Source organism: Mycobacteroides sp. PCS013 (genome assembly GCF_049532645.1).
GTDB classification, from domain to species: domain Bacteria; phylum Actinomycetota; class Actinomycetes; order Mycobacteriales; family Mycobacteriaceae; genus Mycobacterium; species Mycobacterium gwanakae.
This window is the reverse complement of the sequence record NZ_CP150131.1, coordinates 2,859,472-2,872,911: the sequence shown is the minus strand read 5'-3', so window position 1 is coordinate 2,872,911 and position 13,440 is coordinate 2,859,472. Positions and strand designations below refer to the sequence as shown.

The following is a 13,440-nucleotide window of genomic DNA, read 5'->3' as shown; positions in this document are numbered from 1 at the left end:
TAATGCCCTTGAGCACCGGAGCGTCGTCCGCCGCGCATGCCCAGGCCGCTTGCACGGTCGTGGACGCCGCGGCAACGGATCTGGTGGCGTTATCGCACGATATTCACGGCGAACCTGAGCTGGCCTTCCACGAGGTTCGCAGTGCTGTGAAAACCCAGCGGCTGCTAGCCGAGCGCGGATTCGAGATCGTGACCGGTCAAGGCGGGTTGAACACCGCATTCCGTGCCACCTTCGGGGACGGTCCGCTGGTCATCGGTGTTTGCGCCGAGTACGACGCTCTGCCCGGCATCGGACATGCGTGCGGGCACAACATCATCGCCGCCTCCGCGGTGGGCACCGGGCTGGCGCTCGCCGAAGTTGCCGACGCACTCGGACTCACCGTGGTGGTTATCGGCACTCCAGCGGAGGAATACGGGGGCGGCAAGGCACTTCTGCTCAAGGCGGGTGCTTTCGACGACATCGCGGCCGCGGTGATGTTGCACCCCGGGCCGATCGATATCGCCGGAGCGCGGTCACTCGCGCTGACCGACGTGATGGTCACCTATCACGGCAAGGAATCACACGCGGCGGTCGCGCCGCACCTGGGAATCAACGCCGCCGATGCGGTGACGGTGGCTCAGGTCTCGATCGGTCTGTTGCGTCAGCATCTGTCACCCGGACAGCTGATCCACGGCATCGTCACGGAGGGGGGAGAAGCGGCCAACATCATTCCGGCTCGTGCGGCGATGCAGTACACGATGCGCGCCGTCGAATCGTCGTCCCTGCGTGAACTGGAGGAGAAGGTGTACGCCTGCTTCGCCGCTGGTGCGGTGGCCACCGGATGCAGCCATGAACTGGTCGAGTCGTCGCCGCCATACCTGGAGCTGACGCCCGATCCCTGGCTGGTCGGAGTGTTCCGCGAGGAGATGGAGTCCTTCGGCCGCACGCCGGTGCCCGCCGAGTTCGAGGCAGCGGTGCCCCTGGGCAGCACCGATATGGGCAACGTGACGCAAGTGCTGCCCGGTATCCACCCGGTCATCGGCATCGATTCGGGCGGAGCGGTCATTCATCAGCCCGATTTCGAAAAGGCGGCCCGGGAACCGGGCGCCGACCGGGCTGTGGTTGAAGGAGCGAAGATGTTGGCGCGCACCGTGATACGGCTTGCTGAGAATGAGACGGAGCGATCCAGGGTGCTGGATCGGCTGGCGCGCAGGACGGTGACGGTGTGAGCGAATCCCTGTCCGCCGTCGCGGAGCGTTGGCTCGCGGAGAATTCCGAGACGCTGATCCGGTGGCGGCGCCACATTCACGCGCATCCCGAACTGGCGCGCCAGGAGCACGCCACCACCGAGTACGTGGCCGCGCGGCTGGCCGAGGCCGGACTCAACCCGAAGGTGCTGCCCGGCGGGACGGGAATCACCTGCGACTTCGGGCCCGAGGACGGTCCGCGGGTGGCATTGCGCGCGGATATGGATGCCCTGCCGATGCAGGAACGCACCGGCGCGCCCTACTCCTCGACGGTGCCCAATGTCGCGCATGCCTGCGGGCATGACGCACACACCGCCATCCTGCTGGGTGCGGCCATGGCCTTGAATTCGGCTCCCTCGCTGCCCTCGGGCGTGCGGCTCATCTTCCAGCCCGCCGAAGAGGTCATGCCGGGCGGCGCCATCGACGTGGTGGCCACCGGGGCGATGGCCGGTGTGACGAGAATTTTTGCGCTGCACTGTGATCCGCGCCTGGAGGTGGGCAAGGTGGCAATCCGCGCGGGGGCCATCACCTCGGCCGCGGACACCGTCGAGGTCACGCTGCATTCTCCGGGAGGGCATACTTCGCGGCCGCATCTGACGGCCGACCTGGTGTATGGGCTCGGCACCGTCATCACCGGATTGCCGGGCATGTTGAGTCGCCGGATCGATCCGCGCGCCGGCACCGTCATGGTGTGGGGAGCCGTCAACGCAGGGCAGGCGGCCAACGCCATTCCGCAGATCGGCTCGCTGGCGGGCACGGTGCGTACCGGTAGCCGGGATGTGTGGATCACCCTGGAGGACACCGTCCGCGACGTGATCGAGGGACTGCTGGCCCCGCTGCGTATCGACTACACCCTCAACTACCGGCGTGGTGTTCCACCCGTCATCAACGAGTCCGACTCGACGCATATCTTCGTGCGGGCCATCGAGGACATCGGGCTGGATGCACTCGCGGAGACCACGCAGTCCGGCGGTGGCGAGGACTTCTCCTGGTACTTGGAGGAGGTGCCCGGTGCGATGGCGCGGCTGGGGGTGTGGTCAGGATCGGGCCCGCAGCTCGATATCCACCAACCGAACTTCGATATCGATGAACGGGCTCTGGGCGTCGGTGTGCGGACGCTGGTGAACCTCGTCGAACAGAGTGCCGCGCAGGGTTCCGTCTAGCTCGTTCCGGGGCCGATATTGCGTGACGCGCGGGTGCGTAGACCGTGCACGTAATCCTCTGGCGCGCCTGCGATTTCCGCCGCGTCGGCCATCACGCCCAGGTATCGGGCCGACGGTAGTCCGCCCTCGTAGGCATTGACGACGTAGAGCCAGGCCAATACCGGGTCGATGGTCGTGTCGGAAGACTCGCGGTCGATCCGGCAGCGAATCTTGGTATGGATGCCGAGTTCGGAACCTTCCCAGCGATCAAGGTTCTTCTCGTCGGCCCCGGTCATGTCGTAGAGCACAACGAAGACCTTCGAGTGGGGGTCTTGCACGACGGTGGCCAGCGCGCCCTCCCAGCCGATGTCCTCGCCGCCGAAGGTCAGCCGCCAGCCGTGCAGCCAGCCGGTGCCCGCCATGGGGGAGTGCGGCGCGCGCTGCAACATCTGCTCGGGATGCATGTTGGAGCCGTAGGCGGCGTAGAGCGGCACGGGGGCAAGCCTAGTGGTCCTGTGTTGTAGATGACGGCAGGGATGGTGGCAAGTTCCCCATCGTGGCAAGCCGGGTCGGTTCGGTCCTTGTAGGTTTGATGCCGTGGCGACGCGCATCGTGATCATTGGTGGAGGACCAGCGGGATACGAAGCGGCGCTCGTGGCCGCGGCCCATGAGCGAAGCACCACCGAGGTCACGGTGATCGACTCGGACGGCATCGGTGGCGCCTGCGTGCTCTTCGATTGCGTGCCGTCCAAGACGTTCATCGCGTCCACGGGTGTGCGTACCGACCTGCGGCGCGCCCCCAACCTGGGCTTTGACATCGACGTGGAGCACGCCAAGATCTCGCTCCCGCAGATCCACAACCGTGTGAAGCGCCTTGCCGCCGAGCAGTCGGCCGATATCGCCGCGCGGCTGCGCAACGCCGGGGTACGGCTGATCTCTGGACGTGCCGAGCTGGTCGATCACGTGGTCGGAATGGCATATCACCGGGTCAAGGCCACCGCCGCGGACGGAAGCAGCACCATTCTGGAGGCCGATGTGGTGCTCATCGCCACCGGCGCCAGCCCGCGGGTGTTGTCCCATGCGCGTCCCGACGGTGAACGGATCCTCACCTGGCGTCAGCTCTACGACCTGGAGGAATTGCCCGAACACCTGATCGTGGTCGGATCGGGTGTCACGGGTGCGGAGTTTGTCCACGCCTACACCGAGCTGGGAGTTCAGGTGACGGTGGTGGCCAGCCGGGACCGTGTGCTGCCGCACGAGGACGAGGAAGCCGCCCTGGTCCTGGAGGACACGCTGGCCGAGCGCGGTGTGACGCTCATCAAGAATGCCCGCGCCGATGCGGTGACCCGGACCGAGACAGGTGTCCGCGTGGCGATGGCCGACGGCAGGGCGGTCGACGGCAGCCATGTGCTCATGACCGTGGGGTCGATTCCCAACACCGCGGGCCTGGGCCTCGAGCGCGTCGGGATCAGCCTCGGCTCCGGCGGCTATCTGACCGTGGACCGGGTGTCGCGCACCTCGGTGGCAGGCATTTACGCCGCGGGCGACTGCACGGGTCTGCTTCCGCTGGCCTCGGTGGCTGCCATGCAGGGCCGCATTGCCATGTATCACGCCCTTGGCGATGCGGTACAGCCCATCAGGTTGAAAACCGTTGCTGCTGCGGTGTTTACCCGCCCGGAGATCGCTGCGGTGGGGGTGTCCCAGGCAGCCATCGACAATGGTGAGATTCCGGCGCGGACGGTCACGCTGCCCTTGAACACCAACCCCCGGGCCAAGATGTCGGGCCTCAAGCGCGGTTTCGTGAAGATCTTCTGCCGTCCGGCCACCGGTGTGGTGATCGGCGGTGTCGTGGTGGCCTCGAATGCCTCCGAGCTGATCCTGCCCATCGCGATCGCGGTGCAGAACCTGCTGTCGGTGAACGACCTGGCGCAGACCTTGTCGGTGTACCCGTCGCTGTCCGGTTCGGTAACGGAGGCGGCGCGCCAGCTGATCGCCCACGATGACCTGGACTGACCTCGGACGATATGCGCCACAGCGGCACACATCACAGACGAGAGCGCTACCGGCCGGTAACGTGGGTTTCTGGAAGGACTCCGGGGCCCAGTAATGGGCGTGGAAGGGAGCAGTCGTGAGTGACGCAACCAGCCCATCGGCGGGTGGACCCACATACACGTTCCTTGGACCACAGGCCCGTTCGCTGAACTGGGAGCGCCTGGGATCCGAGCAGTTCGATGTCATCGTGATCGGCGGCGGTGTGGTTGGCGCCGGATCGGCTCTGGATGCCGCCACTCGCGGGCTGAAGGTGGCGTTGGTCGAGGCGCGTGACTTCGCCGCCGGGACATCGAGCCGCTCCTCGAAGATGTTCCACGGCGGCCTGCGCTACCTTGAGCAGCTCGAATTCGGGTTGGTTCAGGAGGCATTGCGCGAGCGAGAGTTATCGCTCTCGACATTGGCGCCTCATCTGGTCAAGCCGCTGCCGTTCTTGTTCCCGTTGACCAATCGGTGGTGGGAACGTCCCTACATTGCCGCCGGGATTTTCTTGTATGACCAGATGGGTGGCGCGAAATCTGTTCCCGCCCAGAAACATCTCACCCGCGCCGGCGCGCTGAGGCTGGCGCCCGGACTGAAGCGCAACTCGCTCATCGGCGGTATCCGCTACTACGACACCGTGGTCGATGATGCTCGGCACACCATGAATGTGGCCCGGACGGCGGCGCACTACGGGGCCGTGGTCAGGACATCCACTCAGGTGGTCTCGCTGCTTCGTGAGGGTGATCGCGTCACCGGTGTGGTGGTGCGGGACACCGAGAACGGTGCCGAAACCGAGGTTCGCGGGCATGTCGTCGTCAATGCGACCGGGGTGTGGACCGACGAGATTCAGGCGCTGTCGCGCACTCGTGGCCGGTTCCGGGTGACCGCGTCCAAGGGTGTGCACATCGTGGTGCCACGGGACAGAATCGTCAGCGAGGTGGCGATCATCCTGCGGACCGAAAAGTCGGTGCTGTTCGTCATCCCGTGGGGTAACCACTGGATCATCGGGACCACCGACACCGAATGGAATCTCGACCTGGCGCACCCGGCAGCCACCAAAGTCGATATCGACTACATCCTGGACAAGGTGAACACGGTGTTGGCAACACCGTTGACGCACAACGATATCGATGGCGTCTACGCGGGATTGCGGCCGCTGCTGGCAGGGGAGGATGACGACACGTCGAAACTGTCCCGCGAGCACGCCGTGGCGGTCGCCGCTCCGGGGCTGGTGGCCATCGCCGGTGGCAAGTACACGACGTATCGCGTGATGGCCTCCGATGCCATTGACATGGCAAGCGAATTCGTGCCGGCGCGGGTGGCGCCCTCGATTACCGAGAAGGTGCCGCTGCTGGGCGCCGACGGATACTTCGCGCTGATCAATCAGACAGAACACGTCGGGGAGACCTACGGTCTGCATCCCTACCGGGTACGGCACCTGTTGGACCGATACGGTTCGCTGATCGGCGAGGTGCTGGCTTGTGCGGGATCGGATCACAGCCTGTTGCAGCCGATCGCGAAGGCGCCGATGTATTTGAAGGTCGAGGCGCTCTACGCGGTGGCGGCCGAGGGTGCCCTGCACCTGGAGGACATCCTCGCGCGGCGTATGCGCATTGCCATCGAGTACCCGCATCGTGGTGTCGACTGCGCCCAGGAGGTCGCCGAGCTGGTGGCTCCGGTGCTTGGCTGGTCCGCGGAAGACATTGTGCGCGAGGTGGATACCTACCGTGCGCGGGTCGACGCGGAGGTACGTTCGCAACGTCAGCCCGACGATGCGTCGGCGGATGCATTGCGGGTGGCCGCACCCGAGGCGCGGTCGTTCATCGTCGAGCCGGTGACCGACGTATTGTCGCCGTCCAAGTAAGACGCGATATAGGTTGCGCTGGTGAGCCCCAGAAGAAGGGCTCCTGAGCCGCCTCTACCGGTGCGAGACGGCTTGGGGCCGGTGCGAATCCGCTTGCGAGAAGATGGGCGAGTGGTTGACGAGCTGGTATCCCGATTCGGTTCGGACGCCGCCGGCAAGGTGAGCCGTGGCGAGGTTGTCGACGCCGCGGGTGCGCCGATCACCACGGATACGCGCCTGCGCTCGGGATCGGTGGTGTACACGTATCGCGACCTGGCCGTGGAGGTTCCCGTACCCTTCGCCGTCGACATATTGCACTGGGACGAAAACGTTCTGGTGGTCGACAAGCCGCATTTCCTGTCAACGATGCCGCGCGGGCGGCATGTCGCCGAGACAGCGCTGGTACGTCTGCGCAGGACGCTGGACCTGCCGGAACTGGCACCCGCGCATCGCCTGGACCGGCTCACCGCGGGGGTGCTCCTGTTCACGGTGCGCCGCGAGGTCCGATCCGCGTATCAATCGCTCTTTGCGCAGCGGCAGGTCGCCAAGACCTATGAGGCTTTGGCGCCCGTCGATCCCGGAGTGGCTCTGCCGGTCACGTTGCGGAGCAGGATCATCAAGCGGCGCAGCATCCTTCAGGCGGTCGAGGAGCCGGGGCCGGCGAACGCCGAGACCCATATCGAGCTGGTCGATCACGATGGTCCGACAGGCAGATATCGCCTGACTCCGAGCACCGGCCAGACCCATCAGCTGCGGGTCCATCTGAACAGCCTAGGCATCCCGATCGTCAACGATCCGCTGTATCCGCAGGTGCGCGAGGTGGCGTCGGACGATTTCGCGCATCCGTTGCAACTCCTGGCGCGCTCTTTGGCGTTTCGTGACCCGTTGACGGGCAAGGACGTCCGGTACGAGTCGACGAGGACTCTAGGGCAGTGACGCGCGGAGATGTTCGGCGTAGTCCCGCAGATAGCGGCCCGGTAGATCTCTGGCCTTGTCCAGGTACTCGCGCAGTAGCGTCTCGTCACCGACGTACTCGCTCAGACATTCCAAGCAGCCGATCTTGTGATGTTCTTCCTCGATCGTGCGCCAGGATTTTTCGATCAGCGCCCGGATGCCGGGATATCCACCCTGTGCCAGGGAGATGAGCGCTAGGCGTTTGGTGTACTCATCGGTGCTGTCGTAGAAGGCCAGCAGAACGGATTCGGTATCTGCGTTGAGCGGCCCCAACTTTCGGATGGAAGCCGCGAATTGGTATCGCGCGTCGTCGTATTCGGTGCCCTCGATGGTTGCGGCCAGCCGGGCGAGTATCAGGAAGTCTTCTCGCTCAAGGTCGCCGAGGTTGGACAAGGTGGGTGTGTTCGACAGCCACGCGATCATCCGGCCGATGTCCCAGCCCCTAGCGATGAGGTAAAGCAGGGCCGTCAGCTCGTCCTGGTTGAGCCGGCCGACACCGCCGGTGACGAGTAGCTCGGAGAAATGGGCTTCGACGTGTTTCCAGTGCGGATATCCGATCTCGTTGCCGGGATACTCCTGTAGCCAATGCTTGAACCGTGTCGCGTGGGTCCGCAGCACCCGATCAGCGGCGAGAGGGGTCACTGGGGTGTGGCTTCAAGGTCGGCTACCCGTGCGCGTAGTCGCTCGATTTCGGCGGTGAGCTCGGCCTCCCTGGCGGCGGCCTTCTCCTGATAGGCCTTGCCGAGATCGGACAGGTACTGCTGGTCATAGCGGGGAATGATGCTGCGCGAACAGTTCCAGTCGAATGCCTCCACGGTCACTTCGATCTCGCGACGGGTGTCGTCGTGCACGGTGCCGCGGCCAAAAACCTTGAGGCGCTGCTTGCGCGGGTAGTCGACGAAGAACATCGTCAGCCGATTGTCGGCGGCGAGGTTTCCGAGGGTCACGAACTGGTTATTGCCCGGAAGATCGACGAACCGCACCGTGTTGCCGCCGAGATGACGCACGAATCCCGCCGGGCCGCTGCGGTATTGCAGATAGGGCCACCCCGTCGGGGTCACGGTGCCCAGACAGAATTGGGTCGCCTCGGCGATCATCCGTAACTCCCGTGATCCCAGATCGTCGGGGCCGTCATCCGGGCGTTCCAGGTGTGTGCCGTAGGCGACGTAGCTGCCGTTGACTCGCTGACGCTCGATCGCATCCGTGCCGAAGGCGATGTAGTGATAGTGGTTGTTGCTCATGGGTATACCGCGATCTCGATGAGGTTTCCGTCGGGGTCCCTGCAGTAGTGCGAGGTCATCGCGCCCAGCGCACCGATCTTGGTCACCGGCCCCTGTTCGATATCTATCCCACATGACGCGAGATGCTCACGAACCTCGGCGGGAGAAACGTCGGTGATGAAGCACAGATCATCGGAGCCGGCCGCCGCGGCCAGGCCGGTGAACCACTCCTCCTGGGTTGCCGTGACTGGCCGCAGGTTGATCTTCTGAGCGCCGAATGTCAGAGCCGTGCGGCCGGCGGGGCCGAAAGTCTCCCGAGTCATGCCGAGGACGCGCTGATACCAGGCCGCAGTGGTGTCCACGTCGGTGCAGTTGATCACCACGTGGTCAAACCGTGTCACCTTCATTGCTGTCTCCTCATCGGCGCACTCTCAGTCCCTTCGGCGTCCGCCCGAAACCGGCTTCCAGTAACGCCGTGCTCACCGCGGACTCTCCGATGTCGAAAACCGATCTGCCATCGATTTTTTCGACTACTAGACCATCGAGCCCACCGGCGCGTACCAAATCCATCGTGCCCAACGCCGCGGCGTGCAGCATCGTGGGATCGGTCACGAAACTGAGCAGCGACTTGCCGCCCCTTTCGATGTACAGCACCAGATGGCCATCGACGAGCGCCACGAGCGCCCCGGCCTTGCGGCCCGGTCGATGACCGGAATCGGACGCGGCCCGTGGCCACACCAGAGCCGCGCCATACGGATTGGCGGGGTCGGTTGCCGCCAGCACCGTCGCCCGCTGCGGCGTGCGTTCGTCGTCGACCGTGTCGAGGTATTCGCGCAGCCTGTCGACGGTCGAGGGAGAAGCGAACTGCGCACCCCCCAGTGATTCGACGAAATAGCCCCGGCGACAGCGCCCGTTGTCCTCGAACGTCGACAACACCTTGTACAGCCAGGCGAAACCGCCCGCGACTCCCTCGGCGACGACGCTGCCCTTGGTCACCACGCCGTACCGCCCGAGCAGCAACTCGGCCTGTGTGTGCGAACGTTCAGTCCCGTCGGCAAGCCTCTCCGGGAGCAATGACCACCGGCCGGCGACCGCGGGATCGACCGGTGCTGCGGTGGGGATTGGTGTGTACGCACGCAGCCTCGGAGCTCGCCGGTTTCGGTGCGTCGTACGCGATGTGGCGGCGGTGCCCAGGAGCGCTCGCAGCGGCGCAAAGGTGTCACCCGTCACCCGTCCCGCCCACACCAGATCCCATAACGCCGCGCGTGTCGCCCCGTCGCCGAACTGGCGGAAAAAGAATCCACCGCCGGCGGCGAGGCCATCGAGAATCGCGCGGTGTGCCTCGTCCAGAACCACCGAATCCGGTGTGGCCAGTGTGGCCGGTGCGACCTCGCTCGGATGCAAGGCGATCCAGCCGTCCTGCGCGGTGATCGAGCCGTGTCCAGACCACACCGCCTCTCCGGAGGCAAGCAGCTCATCGAGCATCTGGGGCGAGTAATCGCGGACCCGGCGCGCCAGAATCAGTGGCTCCCATGCGGATGCGGGTATCGGCACCCCGGCCAGCTGGTCGATGACGGTGGCGACTCCGTCGACGCCGCGCAGGCTGGAATCGAGGTACTGCCAATCGGGCAGAAACCGTGCGAATGCCGATGTGCTAACGGGCTCCACCTGCGCGCGCAGCGCAGCCAGGGACCGTCGGCGCAGGATCCGCAGGACCTCGGCATCGCACCACTGTTCAGAATCTGTTGCTTCGGAGGTGAATTCGCCACGTACCAACTGGCCGCGTGCGGCCAGTGCCGCCAAGGCATCGGAGGCGACACGAATACCAATACCAAAGCGTTCGGCGGCCTGCCCGGTGGTGAATGGGCCGTGTGTCCTGGCGTATCGGCCCAGCAGCTCCCCGAGCGGATCGGCCGTCGCGTCGGTGAAGGCCGCAGGCACACCCGGCGGTACCGGCACCCCGAGCGCGTCACGCAGCCGTGCCGCATCCTCGACGGCCGCCCACCAGGCACGCTGCCCGTAGTGGGTCTCGATCACCCGGTGCGCGGCGACGAGCTCGCGCAGCCAATCGGCCCCCTCGCCGGAGCAGCGGGCGCTGACCTCTTCGGTGGTGATGGGGCCCAAGAGGCGGAACAGATCGGCGAGGCCCTCGGCGTCGCGGGCCTTGCGTTCCTCGGCGAGGTGCTGCAGTTGTTTCTCGGTCGTCTCGATGACCGCCGGGTCGAGCAGCTCGCGCAGTTCCACCCGTCCCATGAGCTCGGCGAGCAGACCAGTGTCCAGCGAGAGAGCAGCGGCACGTCGCTCGGCCAGGGGGCGGTCCTCGTCGTACATGAATCCGCCGATATAGCTGAACAGTTGTGCCGCCGCGAAGGGAGAAGGTACCTCGGTCTGTACCTCGACGATCCGGATCCGGCGCTGCTCGATACTCGACATCAACCGCACCAGGGTTCCTATGTCGTAAACGTCCTGCAGGCATTCGCGTAACGCCTCAAGCACCATCGGGAAATCGGAGTGCTTGCGTGCGACATCGAGCAGTTGCGCGGCGCGCTGGCGTTGCTGCCACAGTGGTGATCGGCGCCCGGGAGTTCGGCGTGGAAGGAGCAGAGCGCGCGCGGCGCATTCGCGGAACCGGGCCGCGAAGAGTGCCGAACCGCCGACCTCCCGCGTCACGATCGCCTCGATCTCGGCGGCGTCGAAGACGAAAAGGCTTGCCCCGGGTGGACTGTCATCGGTATCGGGCAGTCGGACCACGATCCCGTCGTCGGTGGCTGTGGGTGACTCGCTGACCCCGTAGCGCTGTTGGAGCCGATCGGCGACGGCCAGCGCCAATGGGCCGTTGACCCGCAGTCCGTACGGCGAGTGCAGCACGATGCGCCAGTCGCCGAGTTCATCGCGGAATCTCTCGACGATCAGTGTGGTGTCGGTAGGGACGGCGCCGGTGGACTGCAGCTGGTCGGTGAGCAGCTTTCGTAGATTGCCGATCGCAAAGTCATCGAATCCCATATCGGCACAACGTTTATCGAATTCGGCGTCATCGGCTGCGGCCAGCTCGCCGGTCAGGTGTCCCAGTGCCATGCCCAGCTCGGCGGCCCGCCCTACCGCGTCGCCGCGCCAGAACGGCAACCTGCCCGGTTGGCCGAAGGCCGGGACCACGATCACCCGTTCGTGGGTGATCTCGGTGATGCGCCAGCTGGTGGCCCCTAAGGAGATGACGTCCCCCGGGCGTGACTCGTACACCATTTCCTCGTCGAGTTCGCCTACCCGTGATGGCTTCTCGCCCTCGGCGCCGGCATACATGTACACCGTGAACAGGCCGCGATCGGGAATGGCGCCCCCGGACGTGACTGCCAGCCGTTGCGCGCCGGGCCGTCCGGTGAGCGTTCCCGCGTCTCTGTCGTAGACGACGCGCGGACGCAACTCGGCGAAATCGGTGGACGGGTACTTGCCGCTGAGTAAATCGAGCACGGCGTCAAACGCACTGCGCGGCAGGGAGGTGAAGGAGGCGCTGCGTCTGACCACGTCGAACCAGGTCTCGACGTCCAGCGGATCCAGTGCACATGCGGCCACGGTGTGTTGCGCCAGGATGTCCAGCGGATTGGCGGGTACCTGCAGGGTTTCGATATCACCGTCGAGCATGCGCCGCACCGTGACCGCGCAGCCCAGCAGATCGGTGCGGTGCTTCGGGAAAAGAACACCTCTGGAGATCTCGCCGACTTGGTGTCCGGCCCTGCCGATGCGTTGCAGTCCGCTGGCCACCGACGGTGGCGCCTCCACCTGAACTACCAGATCCACGGCGCCCATATCGATTCCGAGTTCGAGGCTGCTGGTGGCCACTACGCATCTGAGTCGGCCGGTCTTGAGGTCCTCTTCGATGTTCGCGCGCTGCTCCTTGCTGACCGAGCCATGATGAGCCCGGGCCAGCAAGGGTGCGGCACCGTAGGTCTGCCCACTGCCCATGATGTGCGCCGGGGGCCCTCCTGGTACGCCGGGATTGGCCACCGGGGTGAGATCCACCCCCAGGCGCTCAGCGTGAATCTCGTTGAACCGGGCGGTGAGCCGCTCGGCGAGGCGACGCGAGTTGGCAAAGACGATGCTCGAGCGGTGCGCCTCGATGAGGTCGACGATGCGCTGCTCGACATGTGGCCAAATCGTGTTGGTGCCCGCGTTGGAGGCCTCGGCGTCGGGGTAGGTGTCTGGGGCGCTCATATCCGAAACGGGCACCACCACCGACAGGTCGAAGGTCTTCGGGCTGGCGGGGGCGACGACGTTGGCCGGGGCGCGACCGGACAGGAAGCGGGCGACCTCAGCCGCGGGTTTCACCGTCGCCGACAGGCCAATTCGCTGTGCTGGCCGGGAAAGACGATTGTCCAGCCGTTCAAGCGAGAGCGCAAGGTGCGCACCGCGTTTGGTTCCGGCCACCGCGTGGACCTCGTCCACGATGACGGTGGTGACCGTTTCCAATGTCTCGCGTGCGGCGGAGGTCAGCATCAGGAACAGTGACTCCGGGGTGGTGATGAGGATGTCCGGGGGAGAGGAGATCAGCGCGCGGCGGCGTTGCGCGGGGGTGTCGCCCGAGCGCACCCCGATAGTGATGGATGGCTCGGCCAGGCCCATCCGCTGTGCGGTGCGGGCAATCCCGGCAAGGGGGGCACGCAGGTTCCGCTCGACATCGACGGCGAGCGCCTTGAGCGGTGAGATGTAAAGGACCCGGGTTCCGCGCCGGGCCGGAGCCGCGCCGGCGGCGATATTCAGCTCGGGGTTGGCGCCGGCCAGGGTGTCGATGGCCCACAGAAACGCCGCGAGGGTTTTGCCGGACCCGGTAGGGGCGATGACGAGGGTGTTCTCGCCCTTGGCGATGGACTGCCACGCACCGGACTGCGCCTGGGTGGGAGCCGGGAATGATTCGGCGAACCATTCCCGGGTAGGTGCCGAGAACCGGGCGAGTGGACCGGACTCGCTGCTCATCGGACCATCGTGCCAACAGGGGCCGACAATTTTTCCGGCGGGCGGGAGCGATGGGGGTA

At 65.8% G+C, this 13,440-nt stretch carries 10 protein-coding genes; 5 read left to right on the top strand and 5 right to left on the bottom strand.

Translation table 11 applies throughout. The features are described from left to right. Positions 1-2: 2 nt before the first annotated feature. Together RHO23_RS14215 and RHO23_RS14210 are read left to right on the top strand one after the other, a co-directional pair. Complete coding sequence (locus tag RHO23_RS14215) at positions 3-1,208, top strand: M20 family metallopeptidase (RefSeq protein ID WP_064409429.1); 1,206 nt, start codon at positions 3-5, stop codon at positions 1,206-1,208. Beyond that, positions 1,205-2,389: a M20 family metallopeptidase gene (locus tag RHO23_RS14210; RefSeq protein ID WP_030096844.1), complete on the top strand. Its 1,185-nt coding sequence runs from the start codon at positions 1,205-1,207 to the stop codon at positions 2,387-2,389. Before RHO23_RS14215 ends, RHO23_RS14210 begins: the two co-directional genes overlap by 4 nt. Here the strand turns inward: RHO23_RS14210 and RHO23_RS14205 are convergent. Further along, a complete protein-coding gene (locus tag RHO23_RS14205) occupies positions 2,386-2,862 on the bottom strand; it encodes a gamma-glutamylcyclotransferase (RefSeq protein WP_057964475.1) in 477 nt (158 codons plus the stop codon). The two genes, RHO23_RS14210 and RHO23_RS14205, sit on opposite strands and share 4 nt — an antisense overlap. Before the next feature lie 103 nt (positions 2,863-2,965). On the opposite strand from RHO23_RS14205, the gene RHO23_RS14200 reads away from it, so the two are divergent. The 3 genes from RHO23_RS14200 to RHO23_RS14190 all read left to right on the top strand — a co-directional run bounded on the left by RHO23_RS14200 (position 2,966) and on the right by RHO23_RS14190 (position 7,178). After that, on the top strand, positions 2,966-4,381 hold the full coding sequence (locus RHO23_RS14200; protein ID WP_044105177.1) for an NAD(P)H-quinone dehydrogenase: 1,416 nt from the start codon (positions 2,966-2,968) through the stop codon (positions 4,379-4,381). A 115-nt stretch (positions 4,382-4,496) separates the two neighbouring features. Then, complete coding sequence (locus tag RHO23_RS14195) at positions 4,497-6,263, top strand: glycerol-3-phosphate dehydrogenase/oxidase (RefSeq protein WP_030096847.1); 1,767 nt, start codon at positions 4,497-4,499, stop codon at positions 6,261-6,263. A gap of 60 nt (positions 6,264-6,323) precedes the next feature. Further along, positions 6,324-7,178, top strand: coding sequence for a pseudouridine synthase (locus tag RHO23_RS14190; protein WP_423489238.1), 855 nt, complete (start codon positions 6,324-6,326; stop codon positions 7,176-7,178). Here the strand turns inward: RHO23_RS14190 and RHO23_RS14185 are convergent. The 4 genes from RHO23_RS14185 to RHO23_RS14170 are packed head-to-tail and all read right to left on the bottom strand — an operon-like array spanning position 7,167 to position 13,381. After that, positions 7,167-7,838, bottom strand: coding sequence for a hypothetical protein (locus tag RHO23_RS14185; RefSeq protein ID WP_217339206.1), 672 nt, complete (start codon positions 7,836-7,838; stop codon positions 7,167-7,169). The genes RHO23_RS14190 and RHO23_RS14185 overlap by 12 nt on opposite strands. Further along, on the bottom strand, positions 7,835-8,437 hold the full coding sequence (locus RHO23_RS14180; RefSeq protein ID WP_423487972.1) for a pyridoxamine 5'-phosphate oxidase family protein: 603 nt from the start codon (positions 8,435-8,437) through the stop codon (positions 7,835-7,837). The genes RHO23_RS14185 and RHO23_RS14180 overlap by 4 nt, the downstream gene beginning before the upstream one ends. Beyond that, positions 8,434-8,823 carry a VOC family protein gene (locus RHO23_RS14175; protein WP_070915247.1) on the bottom strand — a complete coding sequence of 130 codons (390 nt, stop codon included), beginning with the start codon at positions 8,821-8,823 and terminating at the stop codon, positions 8,434-8,436. The genes RHO23_RS14180 and RHO23_RS14175 overlap by 4 nt, the downstream gene beginning before the upstream one ends. Positions 8,824-8,833: 10 nt before the next feature. After that, the gene (locus tag RHO23_RS14170; protein WP_423487971.1) at positions 8,834-13,381 is read right to left on the bottom strand and encodes an ATP-dependent helicase; all 4,548 of its coding nucleotides are present in this window, start codon (positions 13,379-13,381) and stop codon (positions 8,834-8,836) included. Between the last annotated feature and the right edge of the window lie 59 nt (positions 13,382-13,440).

Coding starts and splice junctions, on each gene's coding strand:
- RHO23_RS14175 (WP_070915247.1), bottom strand. CDS start 8,823: ATGAAGGTGACACGGTTTGACCACGTGGTGATCAACTGCACCGACGTG.
- RHO23_RS14170 (WP_423487971.1), bottom strand. CDS start 13,381: ATGAGCAGCGAGTCCGGTCCACTCGCCCGGTTCTCGGCACCTACCCGG.
- RHO23_RS14215 (WP_064409429.1), top strand. CDS start 3: ATGCCCTTGAGCACCGGAGCGTCGTCCGCCGCGCATGCCCAGGCCGCT.
- RHO23_RS14180 (WP_423487972.1), bottom strand. CDS start 8,437: ATGAGCAACAACCACTATCACTACATCGCCTTCGGCACGGATGCGATC.